The sequence below is a fragment of the uncultured Halomonas sp. genome (assembly GCF_947501415.1).
Taxonomy (GTDB): Bacteria; Pseudomonadota; Gammaproteobacteria; order Pseudomonadales; family Halomonadaceae; genus Halomonas.
Genome location: NZ_CANMVL010000010.1, coordinates 80,255 through 104,293, shown reverse-complemented (window position 1 = coordinate 104,293; position 24,039 = coordinate 80,255). Strand labels below are relative to the sequence as shown.

Here is a 24,039-nt window from a genome sequence, read left to right as displayed (position 1 = left end):
GCCTCGGGGGGAGACCGAGGTCATCTGACCGCACCGCTACTCCTTTGGTGGTAAGGCTTTGCGCCTATATTGCGCTGCACTACAGGTGTTAGAATGGGCGCGCTTTCTCACCCTTCCCACGAACCTCGTTTTCGGAACCCAACGCCATGTCATCCTACGGATACCCCACCCTACGGCCCCGGCAAACCGCCTGGTGGTCGGGTTGTCTCGTGCTTGTCTGTCTACTGTTCAGCCCCGCCGCCTTCGCGGTGACCGGCGAGCTGGATCTCACCAGCTCCGTGGTCGGCATTGTCGCCGTGAGCATCTTCGTCCTCGCCTATGCGCTCGTCATGGGCGAGGAGAAGCTGCACATGCGCAAGTCCAAGCCGGTACTGGTCGCCGCCGGTATCATCTGGGCGCTGATCGGCTGGGTCTATGTGCAGGCCGGCATGCCCACAGAGGCCGAGCACGCCTTCCGCGAGACCCTGCTCGAGTTCACCGAGCTGATGCTCTTCCTGCTGGTGGCGATGACCTATATCAACGCCCTGGATGAGCGCCGCGCCTTCGACGTGCTACGCAGCTGGATGGTACGCAAGGGCTTCACCTACCGTCAGCTGTTCTGGATCACCGGCGGCCTGGCCTTCGTGATCTCGCCCATCGCCGACAACCTGACCACCGCGCTGCTGATGTGTGCCGTGGTAACCAAGGTCGCCGAGGGTGACAAGCGCTTTATCAACCTGGCCTGCGTCAACATCGTGGTGGCGGCCAACGCCGGCGGAGCCTTCAGCCCCTTCGGCGATATCACTACCCTGATGGTATGGCAGGCCGGCATGATCCAGTTCCAGGAGTTCTTCGTCCTGCTGGCCCCCTCGCTGGTCAACTTCCTGATCCCGGCGGTGGTGATGACCCTGTTCATCAAGAATCGCAAGCCGGACAGCCTCGAGGAGGAGGTCTGGCTCAAGCGTGGTGCACGCCGCATCGTGCTGCTGTTCCTGTTCACTGTGGCCACCGCGGTGGCCTGTCACACCTTCCTGCATCTGCCGCCGGTCCTGGGCATGATGACGGGGCTTGGCTACCTGCAGTTCTTCGGTTACTTCCTGCGTCGCACCCTGCCCCGCTCGCTGGAGAAGAAGCGCACCCGCTACGCCCGCCGCGGCGACGACAAGAAGCTCGCCCAGCTGGGTAGCGTGGTGCCCTTCGATGTCTTCAACCGCGTCGCCCGTGCCGAGTGGGACACCCTGCTGTTCTTCTACGGCGTGGTGATGTGTGTGGGCGGCCTTGGCTACATGGGTTATCTGAGCATGCTCTCCGAGGCGCTCTACACCGGCTGGGATGCCACCTGGGCCAACATCGCCCTGGGCGTGATCTCGGCGGTGGTCGACAACATCCCGGTGATGTTCGCGGTGCTGACCATGGAGCCGGAGATGTCCCACGGCCACTGGCTGCTGATCACTCTCACCGCCGGTGTCGGCGGCAGCCTGCTCTCCATCGGATCGGCGGCCGGCGTGGCGCTGATGGGTCAGGCCCGTGGCAACTACACCTTCATGGGCCATCTGCGCTGGGCCCCGGTGATTGCACTGGGCTATGTCGCCAGCATTGCCGTCCACCTGTGGATCAATGCCGGAAGCTTCCAGATCTACGGCTAAGCCCGCTGCCCGGCGGCTCCGCCGCCGGGCAGCCACGTTGAAGCGTCTGCTTTACATCCCCTTCGCGTCATGTAGCTTATGAGTCGCAGCCTGCCCGGGATTACCAAGGCATCAAGCGCCATAACCGCCCCATGACGCGACAAGAGACTCCTTGCAGATGACACTCCTCAACCACCTCGCCTCGCTGCCGTTTCGCGATGCCTCTCACCCCGAGGGCGATACATGGCGTGGCTGAAGACTGTCCTGCTGCTCTGTCTGGTTGCCCTGGCGGGAGGAAGAACCGTTGCCAGCGAGCAGACGGTCCTGCTGGTCGCCCATCTCGATGTCACCACCCAGCATCTCACACGGGATGCCACTCGAGGCATCTTCGCCATGCGCCAGCGCACCTGGCCGGATGGCCAGGCGGTACGGGTCTTCGTGCTGCCCAACAACCACCCGGTCCATGAGCGCTTCGTCAAGGAGCGCCTGACCGTCTATCCCCATCAACTGCAGCTGGCATGGGACCGCATGGTCTTCTCCGGCACCGGCCAGGCGCCGGGCCGCGTGAGACACCAGGCCGAGATGCTCGAGCGTATCGCTACCACCCCCGGCGCAATAGGCTATCTGGAAAGGGAGTACCTGGATGAACGTGTCCAAGTCATTTCAATGGATTGAAAGACACCTCGCGCCTCTGCTGGTGACGGCTCTGACAAGCCTTTCGGGACAGGCACTGGCCAGCGATGGCGTGCTGGATACCCTGCAGATGCATGGCTTCCTCAGCCAGGCATTGGTGATCACCGATGACAACAATGTCTTTGGCCCCAGCAGCGAGGACGGCGGAAGCCTGAAATATACCGAGATCGGGGCCAATGTCTCGCTTCGTCCCCATCAGGATCTGCTGCTCGCCGCCCAGGTGCTCAGCCGGCGGGCCGGAGGCGATGGCAGCGATGCCAGACCGGTGCTGGACTACGGGGTTCTCGACTATCAGGTGGTCTCCAACCAACAGAGAACCTTCGGCGTTCAGCTGGGACGCAGCAAGAACCCATTCGGCTTTTACAACCAGACGCGTGATGTCGCCTTTACCCGGCCGAGCATCCTGCTGCCCCAGTCCATCTACTTCGACAGGACGCGCTCGCTGGCCCTCTCCGGTGACGGCATCACGCTCTACCACGAAGAGAGCCTTCCCCGCGGCACGCTGCGTACACAGGTAGGCGTTGGCAAGCCCCAGGCCGAGGACGACCTGCGCCGCACGATGCGACTGGAGGACACGCCAGGCGACCTTGAGCCGCGCAATTCCACCATCGCCCAGATCAAGTACGAACATGATGGTGGCAGGGTCATCGCCGCACTCAGTGCGGCAAGCGCCAAGGCCAGGTTCGAGCCACGAACCTCCGGGCTGAATAACGGCGACTTTCATTTCCAGCCCTGGATCCTCTCGCTGCAATACAATGCGGAACACTGGAGCCTTACCGGGGAGTATGCGATTCGCCAATCGACACTCGAGGGCTTCGCCAGGCCCTTCCTGAACTTCGATGTGACCGGTGAAAGCTGGTATGTACAGTATGTTCGCCGTTTCCATGACGACTGGCAGTGGCTGGTTCGCTATGACAGCCTGACCAGCAATCGTGACGATCGCTCCGGCCGAAGCTACCAAGAGAGTGGCGCCGGCCCTGCCCATAGCCAGTTTGCCGATGACATCACCCTGGGGCTGCAGTGGAACGCGAGCCATCGTCTGATGCTGGCCGCCGAGTACCACCATGTGGATGGCACAGGGTGGCTGCCCGTGCAGGACAACCCGGACCCATCCGCCACCACCCGGCGCTGGAACATGCTGCTCTTCCAGCTCTCCCTGCGCTTCTAGGCGCCTGAACCCAATCAGGACGCCTCGGCAGAATGAGATCAGCGAACCAACCCCCAGCACGCCGTCAACGCCTCAGCCTGACCTGGCGAGTCATCGCCTTGAGTAGTCTGCTGGTACTGGGCCTGGTACTGGCGTTTTCCTGGATTGGCCACGCCAACCTGACGCGACAGTTCGAGCAGAGCAGGCTGAAGAACGCTCTTCGTCAGGCCAGTGAAATGGATCAGGCCCTTCGACGTTCCGAAGAGAGCGTTCGCCAGCTCGCCTCACTGGTGGCCGCTACTCAGGGGCTCGGCGATGCCCTCCCCGATCACGGGGGTGAGACTCTACCGGAGACCCTGGAGCCCCAATGGCCGACCCTCCAGCTGGAGTCGGGGATCGACGAGATTCTCCTCTTCGACGCCAGGGGCGCACAGACGGCCAGCTGGGGCTCCGCTCAGTCATCGCATGAACGACCGGTAAAGCGCTGGGCCCAGCGGGTCATCGATACCGACATGCCCCTGACCTCCCTGCGCTGCAGCAGCGATTGCCGACAGTATGCGGCGGTACCGGTGCTGGTCGAAGGCAGAAGCGTCGGGGTGGTGGTCCTGTCACGCTCCCTGGCCGACGTCATGCGTCAGGCCCACCAGATCACTCAGGGCGATGTCGGTCTGCTGCTGGTCGAAGGGGCGCAGGATGGCGAGCTCCCCGAAGCGCGCCGGCTGCCTGACTGGCAGGGACAGCTGATCGCCCTGACCGGGCAGGAGGAGAGCCTGCCGGCTCTGCGTCGAGCCTCCCGCGAGACAGACCTCGAGAGCCTTACTGACCGCCCCTACCGCTTTCGTCATTCAGGTCGCGAGATCGAGGTGAGTGCCGTGCAGATGGGCGGAGACGGCGACCAGCAGGGTGCCGGCTATATCCTCTTCACCAACGACATCACCGAACAGGTCGGAGCCATCCGCCAGGACACCCGCATCCTGGCGACCATCGGCCTCGGCGGCTGGCTGGCCGCCGAACTGCTGCTGCTGGCCATCCTGCTCAGCCCCATGGCACGGTTGCGCCGCATCTCGGGCATCCTACCGAGCCTGGCCCAGGGAGAGTTCGCCAGCGCCAGGAGGTCCATCCCTCGCCCTGACAGCCGATTCCCGGACGAGATCGACATTCTCGAAGGCGCGACCCTGCATCTGGCCAACCAGCTGGAGGATCTCGAAGAGGAGGTCGGCATCCGCGGCGACGAGCTGGCGGCACGTGTGGAGGAGCTCGCCAAGGAGCGTGACTTCATCGGCAGTCTGCTCGATACCGCTCGAGTCTTTATCATCACGCTGGATGCCGACGACCGTATCACCCTGGTCAACGACTATGCACTATCGGTCATGGGAGTAAGCGACAAGCTGCTGCTCAAGCGCCTCTTCGACGATGTCTTCGGCGCCCGGAGTCAACCGCTTGTCGGTATCGATGGCAAGGGCCAGGAAGAGCGCCTGCTGCTTACCAGCAGTGGACACCAACATACCATCGCCTGGTATCACGCCCCCTTGCCCGGCATTGCCGGGGAGCCAGCAGGCAAGATCTCCGTCGGACTCGACATCACCGAACGCAAGATGGCCGAGGCCAGGCTGACCTGGCTGGCCGAGCGCGACCCTCTGACCGGGCTCTACAATCGCCGCTACCTCAAGGAAGCCCTCGACAAGGCGATAAGACAGGGCCATCCGGGTGCCCTGCTGCTTCTGGACCTTGACCAGTTCAAGGATGTCAATGAGCTCAGCGGCCACCAGGCCGGCGACCAGCTTCTGCGCCAGGTTGCCGCTGTACTGCAAGAGGAGCTGGGCCATCGAGGCACCCTGGCACGCCTCGGCGGCGACGAGTTTGCCCTGTTGGTGGGTGGTGCCGACAGAACCCTGGCGACCCGTATCGCTCAGCAGATCAATCAGCTCCTCGCCACCGTGACGCTCGAGCTGGGCGAGCGACGCCACCGGATCGCGGCAAGCACGGGTATTGCCCTCTTCCCGACGCATGGCGACAACGCGACCGACCTGCTGGCCAGTGCCGACATGGCGATGTACAAGGCCAAGGAGTCGAGCAGTCAGCGCTGGCATCTGCTATCGACGCTCGAGGATGCCCGCGGTGAACTCAAGGAGCGTGTCTACTGGGAGGAGCGCATCCACCGCGCCCTGGAAGAGAACGCCTTTACACTGATGGTCCAGCCTATCGTGCGCCTGCGGGATCGCGACATCCGCCACTACGAGGTGTTGATCAGGATGCAGGATGACAATGGCAAACTGATCTCCCCCGGCGCCTTCATCTCGGTGGCCGAGCACAGCGGTCAGATTCTTCAGATCGATCGATGGGTCATCCACCAGGCCCTTGACGTGCTGGCCCGGCTGGATGACAAGGAGGTCAGCCTGGCCATCAACCTGTCCGGCCCCTCGCTTCACGACGAAGGTCTGAAGCAATACCTTGCCGAGGAGATCATCACCAGTGGTGTTGCCCCGGAGCAGCTGATCCTCGAGGTTACCGAAACGGCCGCGGTCACCGACTTCGCCACCGCTCGCGGTGTATTGCAGTCGCTGCGCGAACTGGGTTGCCGTACCGCGCTGGATGACTTTGGCGTGGGCTTCAGCAACTTCCACTACCTGAGCCAGCTGCCGGTTGACTATATCAAGATTGACGGAAGCTTTATTCGTCAACTGCTGGACGACAACGAGAGTCGTGTTATCGTCAAGGCCATCGCGGATATCGCCAACGGCTTCGACAAGCAGGTGGTGGCGGAATTCGTCGAGCAGGAGGCCCTTCTTCCCATCCTGGGCTCCTATGGGATTTCCTATGGTCAGGGCTACTATCTCGGCAGCCCGATGAAAGCCTGCACCGTCTTTGCACTCAACGAGAACACCGACATTGCCTCAGATACTCACCCTCGCTCGAACACTCCCCATCAACAGTAAGCAGCCTGAATGAAGAGCCCGGCGTGTGACCACGAAGTCTCAAGGGACATGAATCCACTGCTGACACGCTTCATGGAGGAGTTCAGCTTCCATGTCGCCAGCAGTGAAGCCGAAAGGGAACTGGCTTTCCGTCTGCGTCACGACGTGTATTGCGAGGAGATCAAGGGCATCCATCCTACGGATCCCGTACGCCGCCTAGAGTATGACATCTTCGACAAAGGGGCACTGCACTGCCTGATTCATCATCGTCCCACAGGCCTGACCGCCGCCTGTACCCGACTCGTGACTCCCCAGCCCGACGCCGCCGCCCCCCTCGACAGGCTGCCCATGCAATCCTATGCGGCGGAAAGTCTGTATGACTCCCCTCTTCACCCTGACAGGGCTGCCAGAGGGAGCTTCTATGAAATTTCGCGACTGGCCATATCCCCTCATTTCAGGCCTACCCCAAGGGGAAAACAGGCCACCGAGCCTGCGTTCTCTTCTGGTCAGCCTCGTCTGATGGACAGACGAACCTTCTCGTTACTGGCAAATGCTCTCTTCCTGTCGGGATGTGCCATTGGCCGATTGACCGGCACCCACCTGGCCTACGCCATGATGGAGCCAAGGCTGCACCGCCTGCTTTCCATGTCGGGGTTTTACTTCAGTCAGGTAGGCAGCGAGATCAACCTCCACGGCAAGAGAAGCGCCTACTGCATTAGCCGAGAGCAGGCCGAGACAGGCATGAACAGGCGGCTGATCCCTCTTTATCGCTATATACAGGCGCAGTTCGCGCAACAGCTGGCACAGGTGGAAGCACCACGAGACAAGGCCACCTCATGCCCCTGACCTCCGGGGGAGCCGTGCCGACCGCCTCGACTCCGGCCAACCTGGCGCCGGATAGTTAGCGAGCCCGTCGGTTACAAGACCGGTTCACGCCGAGTGGATCAGGCTGTCTCGCCAACCGAATGCCCACCGTCTCATGAACGCTTCTTCCGACGCCTTGATTGCTCGGGACGAATCATGCGCACCCTCACCTTGGGCCGCGGCGGCTCGGCAGGCGGTGCCGGCGGCTCGCCTTCGGCGACTGGTAGAGAGGGCTCGGGGGCTCGCGGGATAACCACCCAGGCAAAGGTCGGCAACGCCAGCCGCCAGTGAATGGCGGCCAGGCGGATGCCGAGGGTCGTCAACAGCGACAGGCAGATCGCCAGAAAGCCAGGAGCACCAAGAGCATCCAGGCCGACATAGGCGATGCCACCGGCGATCGCCGCAGTGGCATAGATCTCCTCACGCAGCACCATCGGCACACGGCGCGCCAGAACATCGCGGATCATGCCGCCGGCCACCCCGGTCATCATGCCCATCAACACGGCGACCAGGCCAGTCGTACCCATCTGGAGCGCCTTGTGGGCGCCGATCACCACGAACAGTGCCAGCCCGAAGGCATCGGCCACCGGCAGGAAGCCTCGTGAGAGGCGGTGGATGTAGTGAAACCCAATGATCGAGAGGCCCACCGTGATCAGGATGACCCACAGGTAGGTGGGGTCGGTAACCCAGAACACCGGTTGTGCGCCGAGCACGAGATCACGCATCGTGCCACCACCGATGCCGGTCACCGCAGCCAGCACCAGCATGCCGAAAGGGTCCATGCGCTTGCGGCAGGCGAGTACCACCCCCGACAACGCAAAAACGATGACCCCCGCCAGGTCCAGCCAGTAGATCAACCCGTTCAATGTCCGCTCTCCTCCTCTCGCTGCATCTTGAATGGCCGCACAGCATAGACCATTTCCCACTGGGCTGAGGGAGTCAGCGCCTTGTCGTGTCGAACCGAGCCAGCTGCATCTCCCGCAACCGGCTCAGGGTGCGTCGAAAGGGAAAGGCCAGGTGTCCCTGGGGATAGAGCGCCTCCATGGCGACTTCCGCCTCCAGATAGAGCGGCGTGCGCCTGTCATAGCACTCGTCGACCAGGGCGATGAAACGTCGCACACCATCATCGCGACGCGTCAGCGGTGGCAGCTCACGATCTCCCGCCTCGACACGGCTGACCCCATCCTCGGTTCCCCTGGCGATGCCTCTTGTCGGAGGCGCATCACTCAGGCAGGGCACGTCATCGAGCAGGATATGCGCGAAGCGGTCGACCAGTTCGATGAAGTCCAGCGCCGCCAGGGGTTGCTCGCAGAGCTCCGTATAGCCGCACCAGACGACCGAGTCGCTGCGCCCACGCACCGCGATGGTGCGATGTCCCAGTTCGATAGGGACCTGGGTCGTCTGCTCGCCGGCAGTCAGCTCGTTGAAGAGAGTGGGCAGCGCCCTGGGGCTTCCGCTCTCGACGACCCAGTAGCGCTGATGGCGGCGCCCGGGATGCAAACGATGATCCTGCCCCTCGCCGAGGTCGACGGTACGCATATGGCGCTCGATGGCGGCAATGGCGGGCAGGAAGCGCTCGCGATTGAAGCCGTCGGCATACAGCTGATGAGGCGCCTGATTGGAGGTGCAGACCAGCACGACACCCTGCTCGAAGAGTGCCGTCAGGAGGCCGCCAAGCAGCATGGCGTCGGCGATATCGTTGACGAACAGCTCGTCGAGACAGAGCACGCGGACCTCGGCCGCCAGCTCCCGGGCAAGGGCAACCAGAGGGTCCGGGGTGCCGCCGAGCTGGAACTGTCGACGATGCACCCAGCGCATGAAGTGATGGAAGTGCTGACGTCGCGCGGCCACGCCCAGGCCCTGATGGAAGGCGTCCATCAACCAGGTCTTGCCACGCCCCACTGGCCCCCACAGGTAGACGCCCGCCACCCGGGCTTGTGGCGCCACGGCATGCACGTCATCGAAACAGGCCTCGAGGGCCTCGGCGGCGACCCGCTGGGGTCTGTCCTTGACGAACCCCTGGTGGGCCAGGGCATGTCGATAGGCGCTCAACGGCGTGCTCGTCACGGGCGGCTGGCGGGACATCTCACCACTCAGCGTCTCATCAGCCAACGCCTCATTACGACTCGACTCCGTCACACCCCCTCCAGCTGGAAGGGGTAGACGCTGCCGATACCCAGCAGCTGGCTGAGTTCGTCGAGTGCGGTCAGTGTCTCCCTGGCCAGGGCCGGATCGGCGAGATCCTCGGGAGTGAGGCGGTCGCGGTAGTGACGCTTCACCCAGCCCACCAGATCGGCATGCAGCCCGTCATCGAGCAGCACACGACCGGAGAGCGCGGCACGCTCCTCGGCCGCCAGCACCACTCGCAGGCGCAGACAGGCGGGGCCACCACCATTACGCATGCTCTGCTTGACGTCCTTGACCACAACCTCGCCGATGGGGTTGGCCCCCGCCAGCAGATGGTCCTGCAGGGTACGCCAGACACTCTCGTTCTCTCGACACTCGCCGGGTACCACCAGGGTCATGGAGCCATCCGCATTGGACAGCAGCTGGGAGTTGAAGAGATACGACCCCACCGCATCCTCGAGACTCACCGCCTCTCGGGGGATTCGCAGGGGAATCAGCGGCGTGTCCATGCGCTCGCGCAGCGCCTCCAGGGTGCCCTCCTCGTCCAGGAAGGCCATCTCGTGGTAGAGCAACACCGGGCCGTTGCCCACCGCGATCACATCGTTGTGGAAGACCCCGGCGTCGATGGCCCCGGGGTGCTGCTGGGCGAATACCGTCTGCGCCGCGGAGAGGCCATGCTGGCGCGCCACCGCCTGACTCGCCTCCAGGGTCTGACGCGCCGGAAAGCGCCGGGGCGCCGGGTTCTCCTGATGGCCCCAGCCGAAGGCGGTGCGGCCATAGACGTAGAGATGCACCCCCGCCTCGCCATGCTCGCCGGCCAGGCGGGTATGGTTGGCCGCCCCCTCGTCGGAGAAGGCCGGGGTGGCGGGCAGCACCGGATGGTGGGCGAAGCGCGCCGGGTCGCGGAAGATCGCCGCCAGCACGCGTCCGGTGGTGGCCGGCTCGAGATAGCGGTGGAAACTCGACTGCAGGTTGGCCGGGGTAAAGTGCACGCGGCCATCGGGGGCATCCCGGCTGGGCGTCACGGTGGCGGCGTTGGCGGTCCACATGCTCGCGGCGGAACATACCGCGCGCAGTAGCTGCGGCGCCTCGCCGGCGGCCCGTGCCAGCACCTGCTCATCACTGCCGGTAAAGCCCAGCGTTCGCAACGCGCCCAGGTCCGGGCGCTGCTGGGGCGGCAGCACTCCCTGGGGGTAGCCGGCATCCATCAACGCCTTCATCTTGGCCAGCCCCTGCAGGGCCCCCTCCCTGGGGTTGGCCTCCAGGCCCCCATGGCGCATCGATGCCACATTGCCCAGCGCCAGGCCGGCATAGTTGTGGGTGGGCCCCACCAGGCCGTCGAAATTGACCTCACGGTAATCCGTGAGACCCTGCTCTGGTTTCAGGTTCTCGTTCACAGGCTCACTCCCGGGGGCAGCTGGTCTGGCAGGTGCAGGTCTTCGCTCTCCATGGAGGCCACCGGATAGGCACAGTAGTCCGCCGCGTAGTAGGCACTCGGCCGATGGTTGCCGCTATCCCCCACCCCGCCGAAGGGAGCATCGCCGGAGGCGCCGGTGGTCTGGCGGTTCCAGTTGACGATGCCCGCCCGAATTCGCAGCAGGAAGTCGTCCCAGTCGGCGGGCGTTCCACCGATCAGTCCGGCGGAGAGCCCGTAGCGAGTGGCATTGGCCAACTCAAGCGCCTCGTCCCAGTGACGGTAACGGTGCACCCGCAGCAGCGGGCCGAAGTGCTCCTCGTCGGGCACTTCCAGGCCGGTCACATCGATCAGCGCCGGACTGAGCAGGCTGGTGCCCTCCTCGAGTCGCTCCATGCGCGCCAGCACCGTGCCACCCTGCGCCTCCAGGGCCGCCTGGGCCGCCAGCAGGCCGTCGGCGGCGGCCACGCTGACCAGGCCGCCGTAGAAGGGGGCCGGTTCGCTGAAGGGGGCGGCGACCCGCAACCGTGAGATGGCATCCACCAGGGCCTCGACAAGGCGGTCGCCCACCTCCCCCTCGGGTACGATCAGGCGACGCGCGCAGGTGCAACGCTGGCCGCCGGAGAGAAAGGCCGACTGCAGAATGGTCAGGACCGCGGCATCCTGGTCGGGCACGTCCCGGATCACCAGCGGATTGTTGCCGCCCAGTTCCAGCGCCAGAATCTTGTCCAGCTGGCCGGCGAACTGACGGTGCAGGATCCCCCCCACCTTGGCGCTGCCGGTGAACAGCAGGCCATCGATACCGGGATGTGCGGCCAGTGCCTGGCCGGTCTCCGCTCCGCCCTGCACCAGGTTGATCACCCCGGCCGGCAGGCCCGCCTCCTGCCAGCACTGCAGGGTCAGGTCGGCGGTAAGCGGCGACTGCTCGCTGGGCTTGAACACGACACTGTTGCCGGCCAGCAGCGCCGGCACCATATGGCCGTTGGGCAGATGCCCCGGGAAGTTATAGGGGCCGAACACCGCCATCACCCCATGGGGCCGATGACGCAGCACGGCACGCGCCTCTCCCAGGTCACGCTCGCGCTGACCGGTACGCTCCTGACAGGCACGCAGCGAGATCGCCACCTTGCCGATCATGGCACCCACCTCGGTGCGCGCCTCCCACAGCGGCTTGCCGGTCTCGTGGGCGATGGCCGCCGCGAGATCCTCGCGGTGGCTCTCCAGCACCTCCCGGAAACGCTCCACCAGCGCCTGACGCTCGGCGAAGGGGGTCCTGGCCCAGGCCGGGAAGGCCTCGCGTGCCGCCTCCACCGCGGCGGCAACGTCCTCTGCGCTAGCACCTCCTCCCTGCCACAATCGTTCTCCCGTTACCCCGTCAAGCTTGGTAAAGGGCGCAGCGGCGCCTTCGCGCCAGCGTTCACCGATCAGCAGCGACTGGGTCGGCTTCATGATGCATCCTCCTCGGTATCCAGGATTCGCAGAGTCGCGCCCGTCTCCACCTCGAGGCGGGCCGCCTCGGCGGCGGTAAGGTGCAGGGTGCCATCTGCATCGGGGCCGCGCCCCACCCAGGCGGCACGGAAGTGGGCCATCTCGGTCGTCGCGGCCAGCCAGCGCGGACGCTCACCCGCCTCGCTCAGGCCAGGGTCGATCTCCGCCACACAGCGTCGTGACAGGCGCACTCCGCGCACGTCATCGAGATAGGCCTCAACGGTAGGCCCCCCGTCGAAGATGTCGATATAACCTTCCCAGCGCAGCCCCTCCTTCTTGAGCATGGCCAGGGCCGGTCGGGTCTGCTCGTGAACCTTGCCGATGCAGTCCCGCGCCTCGTCGGAGAGGAAGGGAGTGTAGATCGGGTACTTGGGCATCAGCTCACCGATAAAGCTCTTCTGGCCCAGCCCGGTCAGGCGGTCGGCCTCATCGAAATCCATGGGGAAGAAGTGGCTGCCCAGACAGTGCCAGAATGGGCTCTTGCCCTGCTCGTCGAAGACGCCGCGCATCTCCGCGAGCACCTTGTCGGGAAAGCGGTCGCGGAACTCCGCCATGAACAGCCAGCGCACCATGGAGAGCAGGGCGCCATTGCGCTCGGCGCGACGGTCGCCGCCGCGATAGGCGGGACGCAGGAACAGCGAGGCCACCTCGGCGTCGCCGGTGTGATCCGAACACAGGAACAGGGTGTCGATGGTGCGATGCAGGTCGAGCTGCACCGATGAGTGGGCCAGGGTGCCCAGACGATAGTGATAGAAGGGCGTCTCGCGCCCCACCTCGCCCTCGATGGCACAGCAGCCGGCGAGTTGACCGCTGACCTCATCCTCGAGCACGAAGAAGTAGTTGCGACGTCCGGGGGGCGTACGCTCCAGGAAGGTGTCAGTGGTGGCGGCAATCTTGGCGGCCAGAAAGTCGCGGTTGTCGGGCAGCGACGTGAAGCCGACGCCGGTCTCCCTGGCCAGCGCCTGGAGCTCCTCCAGATCACCCTCGGCAATGGGTCGAATACGCATTAAAGCTCCCCCTCGTCATAGCCCGGGTCATGAGCCTCGGTAGCCGGATCCTCGCCGCCGGGCAGGCTCAGCGGTGCGGCCAGCACCGCGCGTCCCTCCTCCACGCCCAGCACCTCGGCATGCTCCGGCGAGAGCATCAGTTGGCCGGTGGGGGATAGCGCATAGCGCGCGACCACACAGCGGAAGTCGGCCAGACGCTGGTTGGCGACCATGGCCGGCTCGGCGTCTGGCAGGGTGTGGGCGGGACGGATTCGCACCGGATGCCAGGCGGCACGCCGAAAGCTCTGCAGGCGCTCCCGCTCGGCCTTGATCACCGGACCGGCGTCGAAGATATCGACATGCCGGGAGCGCTGGAATCCCTCGCCCAGCATCTCCGCCAGGGCCACCTCGTGGTCGGGATGCTCGCGGCCGATGGCGGCCCGCGCCTGGGGCGTGAGCAGCGACAGATAAAGCGGAAACTGCGGCATCACCTCGGCGATAAAACTCTTCGAGCGAACCCCGGCCAGGGTATTGATCTCCTCATAGTCCCGCACGAAGAAGTGGCGCCCCACGCTGTTCCAGAAGGGCGACTCTCCATCCGCGTCCAGGTAGCCCGGGAAGGCCATGGCCAGCAGTGTGGCGAAGCGCTCGGGATACTGAGCGATCAGCATCAGGCGTGCTCGGCGCAACAGGCTCTCGGCGCTGGTACCGCGGTAGCGCGGCGCCAGCGAGTAGGCACACAGCAGGCTCGACTCCGAGACCTCATGGGATAGCGCCAGGGTCTGCACCTCACGACGCACATTGAGCTGCTGGGAGGCGTGGATCAGCGTCTCCTGGCGATAGGTGTAGTAGGCATCCTGGGCGCCGGCCTGGGCCCGCACGGTGGCGGTACCCACCACCTCGCCACGAACCAGGTCCTCGAGCACGAAGGTGTAGTGCTCGTCACCGGGGCACTCCACCGACTTGGCAAAAGCCTGACGCGAGCGCGCGATACGCTCCTCGAGACGGTCGCGATGGACCGGGAGGTTGGTAAGCCGCGGCACGGCGCCCCCCGCCAGCCGCTCCAGGGCGGGCAGGTCGGCCGCGGCGATAGGACGCACGACGAGCATGGTGGCGTCTCCTCTCTCGCTCACGAGGCGTCGACCAGGCGTGCCACGGCACGCTCCAGGCGTGCCATGCCCTCGGCGATATCGGCTTCGGGAATCACCAGCGAGGGCGCCATGCGCAACACATTGGGCCCGGCGACCAGGGCCATCACGCCCTCCTCGATGGCCAGCGGCAGGATATCCTTGGCCCGGTCACGCCACGCTTCGCTCATCTCGGCACCGACCAGCAGCCCCATGCCGCGCACCTCGCGGAACACCCCATACTTGGCATTGATCGCCTCCAGGTGCTCACGAAAGAGGTCATGACGCTGCCTCACGCCCTCCAGCACCTCGGGGGTGTCGATATATTCGATGGCCGCAAGTGCCACCGCCGAGGCCAGCGGGTTGCCACCATAGGTGGAGCCATGGGTACCCATGCTGAAGGACGGCGCGACACGGTCGGTGGCCAGCATGGCCCCAACCGGGAAACCGCCACCCAGGGCCTTGGCGCTGGTGAGGATATCCGGGGTCACGCCGAGCTGCTGGTAAGCATAGAGCGAGCCGGTACGGCCCACGCCGGTCTGTACCTCGTCGAAGATCAGCAGGGCATCGTGGGCATCGCACAGGTCGCGCAGCCCCTGCAGGAAGTCACGCTGACCGGGCAGCACCCCACCCTCGCCTTGCATCGGCTCCACCATCACCGCGCAGGTATCGTCGTTGATCAGGCCACGTACGCTGTCGAGATTGTTGTACTCGCCATGGATGATGCCGCCGGGCACCGGGCCGAACCCCTGGGCGTACTTGGGCTGGCCGCCCACGCTGACGGTGAAGAAGGTGCGCCCGTGAAAGGATTGGGAGAAGGAGACGATGCGGTGCTTGTGCTCACCGGCCTGGTCGAAGGCCCAGCGCCGGGCCAGCTTGAGCGCTGCCTCGTTGGCCTCTCCCCCGGAGGAGCACAGGAACACCTTGTCGGCGAAGGTGCGCTCCACCAGGGTACGCGCCAGCTTGAGGGCTGGCTCGTTGGTATAGACGTTGGAGAGGTGCCAGAGCCGGTCGGCCTGCTCCTTGAGCGCCTCGACCAGTACCGGGTGGCAGTGCCCAAGCCCGTTGACGGCGATACCGCCGGCGAAGTCGATATACTCGCGGCCCTGCTGGTCCCACAGTCGGCTGCCTTCGCCGCGCACCGGAATCACCTGCTGGGGGGAGTAGTTCGGCACCATGTAGTGGTCGAAGTCGGCGCGGGTCGGGGTCTGGCTCATGACATCCTCCTGTGAAGTCGGGTAAGCGCATTCAGGATGCGCCAGTCATCGAGTATAGAGAGACGCGCCATCCACTGCTTTCAGCGTTGGGACGCCAACTTGTGAAAAAGCCCCTTACTTCGGCTGGTTGGACTAGGCTGGAGACGTTCCCCTGCGAGGAGCCGCGCATGTTCAATACCACTGCCTGGAACCGGCGGCGCTATAGCCTCTATGCCCCCATATACGACGCCGTGGCCCGGCGCGCCTTCCGCCGTGCACGCCGCATCGCCCTCTCCCAGGTGCACTGGCAGCGCGGCATGCGGGTGCTGGTGGTGGGTGCCGGCACCGGGCTCGACCTCTACTTCCTGCCCCGGGACGTCGAACTCCACGCCAGCGATCTCGCACCGGCCATGGTGCGGCGTCTCGCGCGCCGCGCCGAATCGCTGGACATGGACGTCCAGACCAGGGTGCTGGATGCCGAGCGCCTGGAGTACCCGGACGACCACTTCGATGTGGTGGTGATGCACCTCATACTCGCGGTGATGCCCGACCCGCAGCGTGGTCTGGACGAGGCAAGGCGGGTGATGAGGCCGGACGGCCAGCTCTGCGTGCTGGACAAGTTTCAGGCCGATGATCGCCCCGCTGGCGTGGGCCGCCGGGCTCTCAACGCCCTGACCTCAACCATCGCCACCGACATTACCCGTCAGGCCCGTCCGCTGCTCGAGGCAGGCGGTTTCGTTATCGAGCAGGATACGCCGGTGATGATGGGCTCGCTGGTTCGCGCCCTGCTGGCCAGGCCGGCCTGAGGATCAGTTTCAGGAGCCGGCTCGACTCGACCGGCGAGGCGGGGCGATCGTGCACCAGACTCCGACCACCACCAACAGGCTACCGACCACCTGGACCGTCAGGATATGTTCGCCCAGCCACCACCAGGCGCCCAGCATGGTAAACACCGGCAGCAGGTTGAGATAAACCGCGGCGCGAGTCGGCCCGATGGCCGCCAGGGCGCTGTTGTAGAGCAGCAGTGCCACTACCGAAGGAAAAATGCCGAGATAGCCGAGCCCTGCCAGCTCGGCTGCAGTCAGTCGCGGCAGCACCTCCCAAGCCCCCTCCAGCAGAGCAATGGGCGCCAGCACCAGATTGGCTATGACCAGCATCACCAGCAATCCCCCGTAGCGCGGGAAACGCGCCATGTGCTCCTTGACCAGCAGCGAATAGCCTACCCAGACAAGTATCGCCAGCAGCATGATGAGGTTTCCGGGGTTGAGCCCGCCGGGCACGAAATCGACATCCTGTCCCGCCGTGATGACCACGATGGCTCCGCTCAGAGAGATCACCACGCCAGCCCACTGCAGGAGCCGGTAGCGCTCGCCCAGCAACAGCACACTAAGCAGCAGGGTCGCCACCGGTATCAGGCTCTCGAGAATGGCAACATTGGTCGCCGAAGTGAACTGCAGCGCCGCATAGATCAGGGCATTGAAGAAAGCTACACCGGTAAGAGCGAGCCCCAACAGGGGCCGCCAGTAGCGTCGGAACACCGGACCGCCATGACGGACCTGATGCCATCCCAGCGGTAGCATGACCACCAGCGCAATGGCCACTCGAGATAGCGAGATAGTGAACGGCGGCAATGCCGACAGCGCCTTGCCCACTAGAATATTGCCGGAGAAGATGGCAACAACCATCAGCAGGAAGAGATGGGGCTTCAGTGATCTCATCGCGCCTCCCAGGTCTTGCCGACATCGGCCAGACGCTCCTCTCGCGGCGTCAGGCCGAAGTGATTGCGATAGGTGGTGGAGAAGTGTGCCGCCGAGGAGAAGCCGGTCAGCAGGGCGATCTCGCCCGCCGGACGGTCGCTCTCGCGCAGCAGGCGCCGGGCCCGCTGCAGCCGAAGCCCCATGTAGTAGCGGCTCGGCACCGCCTGCAGGTGTTTCTTGAACAGGCGCTCCAGCTGGCGACGTGAGACCCCCAGATGCTCGGCCAGCTCATGGGTCGTCAGGGGCTCCTCGATATTGGCTTCCATCAGGGTCACAGCATCGACCAGGCTCTGAGGAGCGCCGGCCAGCGGCGCCGATGGCTGGGGCTCGTCGGCCATGCGGACTCGCTCCAGCACGAAGTGCGCCGAGACCCGCTCGGCGAGCTCGCTGCCATGATGCGTCGCTATCAGGGTCATCATCATGTCCATGGCCGCGGTACCGCCGCCGCAGGTCAACCGGTCGCGGTCGATCTCGAACAGCTGACGCGAGAGGCGGACCCTCGGATGAGCGCCCGCTACCGCCTCGAACCGAGGCCAGGGCACCGTGGCCCGATAACCGTCGAGCAGGCCGGCACTGGCCAGCAGCTCGGCACCACCACCGATGCCCGCCAGGCTGCGCCCCTCGGCGGCCAGCCGCCGTAGCCAGACAAGCAGCGTCGACTCCGGTGCCTCGCCCCAGGGAGCGCAGACCAACAGCAGGTCAAGAGCGTCATCCTCGGCGATGGCGCGATCGGGAGTCAGCACCTGACGCGAGCCACTGGGAACCGGACGATCATCCAGCCCCAGGGTGACGAGGGAATAGAGAGGAGTGTCGGCCAGCCGGTTGGCCACCGCCAGCGGTTCGGTGGCGCAGGCCTCGGCCAGCAGGGAGAACCCCGGCAATACCACCACTCCGACCCGACGCGTGGGTGAAGCGGTGAAGGTGGCTGGCATATTGGACATGCGGGGCTCTCGGAACAGCGGGATCGCCCATTGTAGCCAAAGCCCCGCCTCTAGGCAGCCTTGCCGGTCCTCGGCTAGTCGCTCATGCCCATCACCAGCAGGAAGCCCAGCACGGCGACCGCCAGCACGATGACCAGTGGCAGCAGCCAGGGCAGGCCCCGGGAGGGCTCGCGTGCCTCGGGCTGCGTCTCATCGGGCTCGGGGTGCGCGAAGTCCTCGGGCTCGTTCACTTCCTTGAGGTGCTGCAGTTCCTCTTCGGGGGTCTGGCTCTGACGGGTATCCATGCGCCCTCCGGGTCTGCGAGTATCAGGCAGGCCGCCGGGGGGCGCCCTGCCCTTACAGGGTTACGACATCGAATTCCGCCACGGGATCCACGTCAGCATCATAGTCGACATCATCCCGCTCGAAGCCGAACAGCTTCAGGAACTCGTGCTTGTACCCAGCATAGTCGGTAATCTCGAATAGGTTCTCGGTGGTCACGCGCGGCCAGAGCTCCTTGCACGCCTGCTGAACATCATCGCGCAGCTCCCAGTCATCCAGGCGCAGACGGCCGGCCTCATCGGTCTCGGCGCTGCCGCCCTGCCCCTCGCCCAGGTAGAGGCGCTCGCCGAACAGTCGGTTGAGCTGATCGATGGTGCCCTCGTGCAGCCCCTTCTCCTTCATTACCTTGTAGACCATGGCGATATAGAGCGGCATGACCGGGATGGCCGCACTGGCCTGGGTCACCACCGACTTGAGCACCGCCACATTGGCGCCACCGCCGGTGGCCGAAAGACGCTGATTGATCTCGCCGGCGGCGCGATCCAGATCCTCCTTGGCCTTGCCCAGGGCACCGTGCCAGTAGATCGGCCAGGTGATCTCGGTACCGATATAGCTGAAGGCCACGCTGCGGGCACCGGGGGCCAGCACGCCGGCACGATCCAGGGCATCGATCCACAGCTCCCAGTCCTCACCGCCCATCACCGCTCGGGTATCCTCGATCTCCTGCTCGGTGGCGGGCTCGACCTCGGCCTCGATGATGGTGTCCTTGTTGGTATCGATGGCGGTGGCGCGATAGGTCTCGCCGATCGGCTTGAGGCTGGAGCGCTTGAGCTCGCCCGAGTCGGGCAGCTTGCGCACCGGTGAGGCCAGCGAGTAGACCACCAGGTCGACCTGCCCCAGGTCCTGCTGGATCAGCTCGATCGCCTTCTCGCGGGCCTCATGGGAGAACGCATCGCCGTTGATCGACTTGCTGTAGAGCCCTTCGGCCTTGGCGAACTTGTCGAAGGCGGCGCTGTTGTACCAGCCGGCGGTGCCCGGCTTCTTCTCGCTGCCGGGCTTCTCGAAGAACACTCCCAGGGTATCGGCGCCGTAACCGAAGGCGGCGGTGACGCGGGCCGCCAGGCCGTAACCACTGGAGGCGCCGATCACCAGCACCTTCTTCGGGCGCGGCTCTCCGTCATCCAGGGCCTTGTCCAGGCCGCGGGCCCGGGTCGCCTCGATCTGCTCGAGTACGTTCTTCTCGCAACCGACGGGGTGGGTAGTGGTGCAGATGAAACCGCGTACCTTGGGCTTGATGATCACGTCAGACCTCGCTGTTTGTGTGGTGGGCGGCCTCGGCCACCCTGTCATGAAGTGCTAATCGCTCTATTCTAGCCGTTCACATCCACCGCTGTCCGCCCTTGAGCCCGACCGGTAGCTGGGGCAGGATGCCGTCCTGAAGCTGGTTACCCTTGCCTAAACCCCGGGAGCAAACGATGGATGCCCAGACCCTGGTCGACGAACGCGGTGAACTTTGGCTGGCGCTGGCACCGCTATGGCTGGAGCGTGAACCCGGCGAGCGCGACTATGCGCAGATGCTCGAGGTGATCGAACGCCACGGGCTTACGGTCAACGAACTGGAGTGGGTGTTTCGCATCGAGCTCGCGCCGGTACTAGCGCGCCACCAGATGTCGGTGGTCGGCGAGTGGCGGCGCTTCGACGAATATGCACTGATGAAGCAGCTGGTGGCCCACAATCTGCGGCTCAAGGGGTGGCGACGCAAGAGCTGGGCGCTCTTCTCGGGGCTGACGACCATGATGACGCGGCATCGCTGGAACGAACTGATCGGCCGCCTGATGGTAGAGCGCGGCGAGACACCCCCATGATGACCAGGCTCTCGCAACGTCAGGCGGGAGCGAGCGGATCTCGAGTCCCCCTCAGGCCTCATCCAGGGCCAGCTCGATGGCGATGCGTAGCTCATCCTCCCCGTCACGGGGCGAGAAGCGACGGATCACCCGGCCATCACGCCCCACCAGGAACTTGGTGAAGTTCCACTTGATCATGGCGGTGCCCAGCGCTCCCGGGGCCTGGCGCTTGAGCTCGACAAACAGCGGGTCGGCAGCACCGCCGTTGACCTTCACCTTCTCCATCAGCGGAAAGCTGACCTGGTAGTCGCGCGCACTCAAGGTGCAGAACTCCTGCGCGGACTCCGGTGATTGGCGGCCAAATTGATTGCAGGGGAAGCCGATCACCATGAAGCCACGCTGGCGATAGCGGCGATAGAGTCGCTCCAGCTCACGCAGCTGTGGCGTGAAGCCGCAACGACTGGCGACATTGACGATAAGCAGCACCTGGCCACGCAGCGCGCCGAAGTTGAAGGGCTCGCCCTGGGCGGTGCGACACTGTTGATCGTGGATGGTCATGCGCGGGCCCCGATAGTCGATATCCTTCACGATGCCATGCCGCCCACGGCGGCGCTACCCCGGGCGCTCCTGACTGGCGAGGTGCCGCTTCACCTCGGCGACACGACGCCCCAGGGTCTGGCGGCGGCTGCGGCGCTCGTCGGGCCCCAGACGTGCATAGCGCAAGCGTTCGAACTGGTGAGCACAGTCGCGCAGAGCGGGGCCAGCCGCTTCGGCGGAGCCGGCCAGGCGACGTAGATGAGCGGCCGGCGACTCTCCACCGTGGGGCGGCATGCCACGCCGGGTGAGCCAGGCCTGCAGCCGACGAATCCTGAGTGCCTCGTCGCGCCCCTCGCGGTGCCTTCGCCAGGCGGCCCGCAATCCGACCAACAATCCGCAGAGCCCCACACCTGTCAGCACCAGACTCATCAGCCACGTCAGGGGGGCGCGGCTGGAGAACTGGTCCTGCAGGGCGTTCCAGAGAGCCTGGAGCCGTTCGACCACCCGGGCCACCACCGCGCTGCGCGCCTCGTCGCGGTAGCCGATCACGCCACGCTGCCAGCGGTACTCCAGACGCTCCCAGTCCAGTCGCAGGCGATTCACCCAACCCACGCCCCGCAGGCGGAGCGGCGAGAAGGGGGCGTCGGCCAGATAGGCATCGCCAGCCCCCTCCACCGCCGCCGCGCCCTGCTCGATACGCTCAGGTGCGATGGCGGCAGTGGGATCCAGGCGCCGCCAGCTACCGTCCAACCACACCTCGACCCACGCATGAGCGTCGTAGTCGCGCACCGTGAAGTGGCCGTCCGGGTGGCGCTCACCGCCCAGGAAACCCGCCACAATGCGTGCCGGCAACCCGACAGAGCGGGCCAGCACCGCCATGGCCGAGGCGTAATGGGTGCAGTAGCCGGCATGACTCTCGAACAGGAACTCGTCGACCCGATCGCGTGAGGTCAGCCGCGGCGGGGACAGGGTGTAGCGGAACGGCGCCTCGCCGAAACGCGACATCAGGGCCGCCAGGAAGGCCCGAGGCTCACCCCCAGCCTGCTGCCACAGGCGCTGGGCCAGCTCACGGCTGCGTGGATTGCCCTCGGCGGGCAGTCGGGTGTGCCGATGCATCCCCTGGGGCTCGAGCCAGCTCGGGGCCATGCCGCTGCTCGAAAGGTGCAGCAGGCCACGCGAGGCGAGCGGCGTGAGCCCCTCCACGGTACCGTCGGCCAGCCAGCGCAGTCGCTCCCCGCTGACCTGAGGAGTGCCCAGCGAGGGGCGCCAGGGGCGTCTATCAGGCTCGAGCAGCAGCTCGGCCTCGAAGCGCGGCGCGGTCACCGACGACCAGGGGGAGCGCCCTCCTTCTGCCACCCAAGGCGACTCTCCCTGCTTCAACGCCGTAGCGAAGCGCGACGGCGAGGTCCGTCGCCAACGCTCACCATCGAACTCCGAGAGGGTGTAGACCCGCCAGTAGCGCTCACCCGGAGCGGGTTCGTCCCCCTCGAAGCGCGCCCTGAAGGCACGGCGGTCGCTGCGCGACAGGTCGGCGATATCGCCAGGAGCGATCTCATCGGTCAGCCCCGTGGCGGCACGGTCGGCCTGGGGAAGGTTCCACAGCGGGCCGAAGCGCGGAAAGCCCAGGAACAGCAGCACCATCAGCGGCGCCGCCAGCCCCAGCAGCCAGGCGCTCTCGTGCCACGCCTGCCGCGCATTGGCAGCGCCGGCCAGCCACACCAACGAGTAGATCAGCCAGGCCACCGCCAGCAGGGCCACGGCGGCCATGGCGATGCCCTGGCTGTGCAGGAAGGCCACCGTGGTGGCAACCATGCCGATCAGCACGACCACTCGAGCGTCACGGCGGCTGTGGGTCTCGAGCAGCTTGAGCAGATAGACCCCGAGCAGCAGGCCGATCATCGCCTCCATGCGGCCGAGAGTGCCGTAGTGCAGCCACAGGCCACCGGCCAGGGCCGCGACCCCGACCAGGCGCAGCACGACCCCGGCACGAGGCAGGCGACGACGCAGCTGAAGATAGCGGTAACCGGCTACCAGGGCGCCGAGGCCGCCCAGCCAGACGGGCATGTAGGTCAGATGCAGGGCCAGCACCAGACACTGACCGACAAACAGCCGGCGCAGCATGGACGCACTCAGGGTGTGACCATCGGCCAGCACCACCGCCCCCGCCGCGCGTCGACTCATGGTGTGCCTCCCGGGTTGCTGCCGGAACGAAAGCGCGCCAGCGCCGCCAGCGCCTGGCGTCGCTGGGAAGCCCCCTCGCCTTGAGCGAGGGTCACCCCCGGCAGGCGCAGTCCGAAGTGATCACCGGCCTGGTGATGGGTCAGCACCCGGGCACAGAGGGTCGACAGGCGCGTCTCGAGGTCACCACGACAGCCATCGTAATCCAGCCAGAGCTGCTGGCGTGGCGGTGTGCTGAATACCTTTGCCGTCAACACACCGGTGCGGCTCCACTGCTTCCAGGCCAGCCGCGCCGGGCTGTCACCGGGCACGGCACGACGCAGACCGGCGAAATCGCCCGCCTCGAGCCCCGGTCCGGCCTGGCGGTGCTCATTAATCTCCTCGCCCAGGGGGCGCGGGTAGACCAGAAGCGTCTCGTCACTCGCCAGCCAGGCGACGGCGCGGACCAGGCCCAGCGGCCAGGCGCTCTCCAGGCGCAGCAGCGGCATGCGCTGTTCCCCTCGGGAGCAGGCCGGCAGACGCAGGGTGGTTTCGCCACGCCCCGTGGCAAGATCCAGGGTGGCACTTCCCCCTGGGGCACTCTGCTCTCTGGAACGTCCCTTTGTGGTATGCCCATTTGCGACATGCACCTCGATGGCATGGCGCGGGCGTCCTCCCTCCAACACCACACCGAGGCGTACCTCGTCGCCGGCGAACGTCTCGGCGGGCAGGCGCAGGGTGGCACGCACGCCGAGCAGATTGCGCCAGGTGCGCAGCAGCGCCACGCTCGCCACGGCAAACAGCCAGAAGGAGAGAGCGTAGGCGAGGCTGTTCTGGTAATTGATACCAAGCAACAGCAACAGCAGGACCAGCACCGCCCAGCCCACCCCGAAGCGAGTGGGGAGCAGAAAGAGGCGACGCTGGGGCAGCGCCATGCCCGGAGCGATCGCCATGCGTCGCCACCAGCGCCGCCCCGCTGAC

Annotated in this window: 21 protein-coding genes; 7 read left to right on the top strand and 14 right to left on the bottom strand. The window is 65.7% G+C overall.

All coding sequences use genetic code 11. The features are described from left to right. Window positions 1-146 precede the first annotated feature (146 nt). The 5 genes from nhaD to Q0894_RS08070 all read left to right on the top strand — a co-directional run bounded on the left by nhaD (window position 147) and on the right by Q0894_RS08070 (window position 7,205). Entirely contained in the window at window positions 147-1,625 is a 1,479-nt protein-coding gene (nhaD, locus tag Q0894_RS08090) for a sodium:proton antiporter NhaD (RefSeq protein WP_299233518.1), read from the top strand. Between the two features lie 222 nt (window positions 1,626-1,847). After that, window positions 1,848-2,279, top strand: a complete 432-nt coding sequence (locus Q0894_RS08085) for a hypothetical protein (protein WP_299233516.1) — start codon at window positions 1,848-1,850, stop codon at window positions 2,277-2,279. Continuing rightward, on the top strand, window positions 2,248-3,465 hold the full coding sequence (locus Q0894_RS08080) for a hypothetical protein (RefSeq protein WP_299233514.1): 1,218 nt from the start codon (window positions 2,248-2,250) through the stop codon (window positions 3,463-3,465). Before Q0894_RS08085 ends, Q0894_RS08080 begins: the two co-directional genes overlap by 32 nt. A 98-nt stretch (window positions 3,466-3,563) precedes the next feature. After that, entirely contained in the window at window positions 3,564-6,380 is a 2,817-nt protein-coding gene (locus tag Q0894_RS08075) for an EAL domain-containing protein (RefSeq protein ID WP_366130984.1), read from the top strand. 72 nt (window positions 6,381-6,452) lie between these two features. Beyond that, on the top strand, window positions 6,453-7,205 hold the full coding sequence (locus Q0894_RS08070) for a PEP-CTERM/exosortase system-associated acyltransferase (RefSeq protein ID WP_299233509.1): 753 nt from the start codon (window positions 6,453-6,455) through the stop codon (window positions 7,203-7,205). 131 nt (window positions 7,206-7,336) lie between these two features. Here the strand turns inward: Q0894_RS08070 and Q0894_RS08065 are convergent, their stop codons facing one another. The 7 genes from Q0894_RS08065 to Q0894_RS08035 form a co-directional block, all read right to left on the bottom strand. Continuing rightward, window positions 7,337-8,089, bottom strand: coding sequence for a trimeric intracellular cation channel family protein (locus Q0894_RS08065; RefSeq protein ID WP_299233506.1), 753 nt, complete (start codon window positions 8,087-8,089; stop codon window positions 7,337-7,339). A gap of 73 nt (window positions 8,090-8,162) precedes the next feature. Beyond that, window positions 8,163-9,362 (bottom strand): cell division protein ZapE, encoded by a 1,200-nt coding sequence (gene zapE / locus Q0894_RS08060; protein ID WP_299233503.1) that lies wholly within the window; start codon window positions 9,360-9,362, stop codon window positions 8,163-8,165. Continuing rightward, the gene (gene astB, locus Q0894_RS08055) at window positions 9,359-10,747 is read right to left on the bottom strand and encodes an N-succinylarginine dihydrolase (protein ID WP_299233501.1); all 1,389 of its coding nucleotides are present in this window, start codon (window positions 10,745-10,747) and stop codon (window positions 9,359-9,361) included. Before astB ends, zapE begins: the two co-directional genes overlap by 4 nt. Beyond that, window positions 10,744-12,213 carry a succinylglutamate-semialdehyde dehydrogenase gene (astD, locus tag Q0894_RS08050; RefSeq protein WP_299233498.1) on the bottom strand — a complete coding sequence of 490 codons (1,470 nt, stop codon included), beginning with the start codon at window positions 12,211-12,213 and terminating at the stop codon, window positions 10,744-10,746. Before astD ends, astB begins: the two co-directional genes overlap by 4 nt. Beyond that, the gene (astA, locus tag Q0894_RS08045) at window positions 12,210-13,259 is read right to left on the bottom strand and encodes an arginine N-succinyltransferase (protein ID WP_299233495.1); all 1,050 of its coding nucleotides are present in this window, start codon (window positions 13,257-13,259) and stop codon (window positions 12,210-12,212) included. The genes astD and astA overlap by 4 nt, the downstream gene beginning before the upstream one ends. Then, window positions 13,259-14,347 (bottom strand): arginine N-succinyltransferase, encoded by a 1,089-nt coding sequence (locus Q0894_RS08040; protein ID WP_299233493.1) that lies wholly within the window; start codon window positions 14,345-14,347, stop codon window positions 13,259-13,261. The genes astA and Q0894_RS08040 overlap by 1 nt, the downstream gene beginning before the upstream one ends. A 20-nt stretch (window positions 14,348-14,367) precedes the next feature. Continuing rightward, complete coding sequence (locus tag Q0894_RS08035; RefSeq protein ID WP_299233490.1) at window positions 14,368-15,582, bottom strand: aspartate aminotransferase family protein; 1,215 nt, start codon at window positions 15,580-15,582, stop codon at window positions 14,368-14,370. Window positions 15,583-15,749: 167 nt separating this feature from the next. On the opposite strand from Q0894_RS08035, the gene Q0894_RS08030 reads away from it, so the two are divergent. Beyond that, the gene (locus Q0894_RS08030) at window positions 15,750-16,367 is read left to right on the top strand and encodes a class I SAM-dependent methyltransferase (RefSeq protein ID WP_299233487.1); all 618 of its coding nucleotides are present in this window, start codon (window positions 15,750-15,752) and stop codon (window positions 16,365-16,367) included. Window positions 16,368-16,376: 9 nt separating this feature from the next. Here Q0894_RS08030 and Q0894_RS08025 read toward each other — a convergent pair whose 3' ends face one another. From Q0894_RS08025 to fabV, 4 genes are all read right to left on the bottom strand, one after another. Next, complete coding sequence (locus tag Q0894_RS08025) at window positions 16,377-17,279, bottom strand: DMT family transporter (protein WP_299233484.1); 903 nt, start codon at window positions 17,277-17,279, stop codon at window positions 16,377-16,379. Then, window positions 17,276-18,259 (bottom strand): GlxA family transcriptional regulator, encoded by a 984-nt coding sequence (locus Q0894_RS08020; protein WP_299233483.1) that lies wholly within the window; start codon window positions 18,257-18,259, stop codon window positions 17,276-17,278. Before Q0894_RS08020 ends, Q0894_RS08025 begins: the two co-directional genes overlap by 4 nt. A 74-nt stretch (window positions 18,260-18,333) precedes the next feature. Beyond that, a complete protein-coding gene (locus Q0894_RS08015) occupies window positions 18,334-18,543 on the bottom strand; it encodes a hypothetical protein (protein WP_299233480.1) in 210 nt (69 codons plus the stop codon). 52 nt (window positions 18,544-18,595) lie between these two features. Continuing rightward, the gene (gene fabV / locus Q0894_RS08010; RefSeq protein ID WP_299233477.1) at window positions 18,596-19,822 is read right to left on the bottom strand and encodes an enoyl-ACP reductase FabV; all 1,227 of its coding nucleotides are present in this window, start codon (window positions 19,820-19,822) and stop codon (window positions 18,596-18,598) included. Between the two features lie 173 nt (window positions 19,823-19,995). Here fabV and Q0894_RS08005 point away from each other — a divergent pair, with 173 nt between their 5' ends. Next, a complete protein-coding gene (locus Q0894_RS08005; RefSeq protein ID WP_161423109.1) occupies window positions 19,996-20,385 on the top strand; it encodes a hypothetical protein in 390 nt (129 codons plus the stop codon). Between the two features lie 51 nt (window positions 20,386-20,436). Here the strand turns inward: Q0894_RS08005 and Q0894_RS08000 are convergent, their stop codons facing one another. Genes Q0894_RS08000 through Q0894_RS07990 form a run of 3 tightly spaced genes read right to left on the bottom strand, consistent with a single transcriptional unit; the run spans window position 20,437 to window position 24,011 of the window. Further along, on the bottom strand, window positions 20,437-20,922 hold the full coding sequence (locus tag Q0894_RS08000) for a glutathione peroxidase (RefSeq protein ID WP_299233470.1): 486 nt from the start codon (window positions 20,920-20,922) through the stop codon (window positions 20,437-20,439). Window positions 20,923-20,976: 54 nt separating this feature from the next. Next, complete coding sequence (locus Q0894_RS07995) at window positions 20,977-23,082, bottom strand: DUF3488 and transglutaminase-like domain-containing protein (RefSeq protein ID WP_299233467.1); 2,106 nt, start codon at window positions 23,080-23,082, stop codon at window positions 20,977-20,979. Further along, window positions 23,079-24,011 (bottom strand): DUF58 domain-containing protein, encoded by a 933-nt coding sequence (locus Q0894_RS07990; RefSeq protein ID WP_299233464.1) that lies wholly within the window; start codon window positions 24,009-24,011, stop codon window positions 23,079-23,081. The genes Q0894_RS07995 and Q0894_RS07990 overlap by 4 nt, the downstream gene beginning before the upstream one ends. Between the last annotated feature and the right edge of the window lie 28 nt (window positions 24,012-24,039).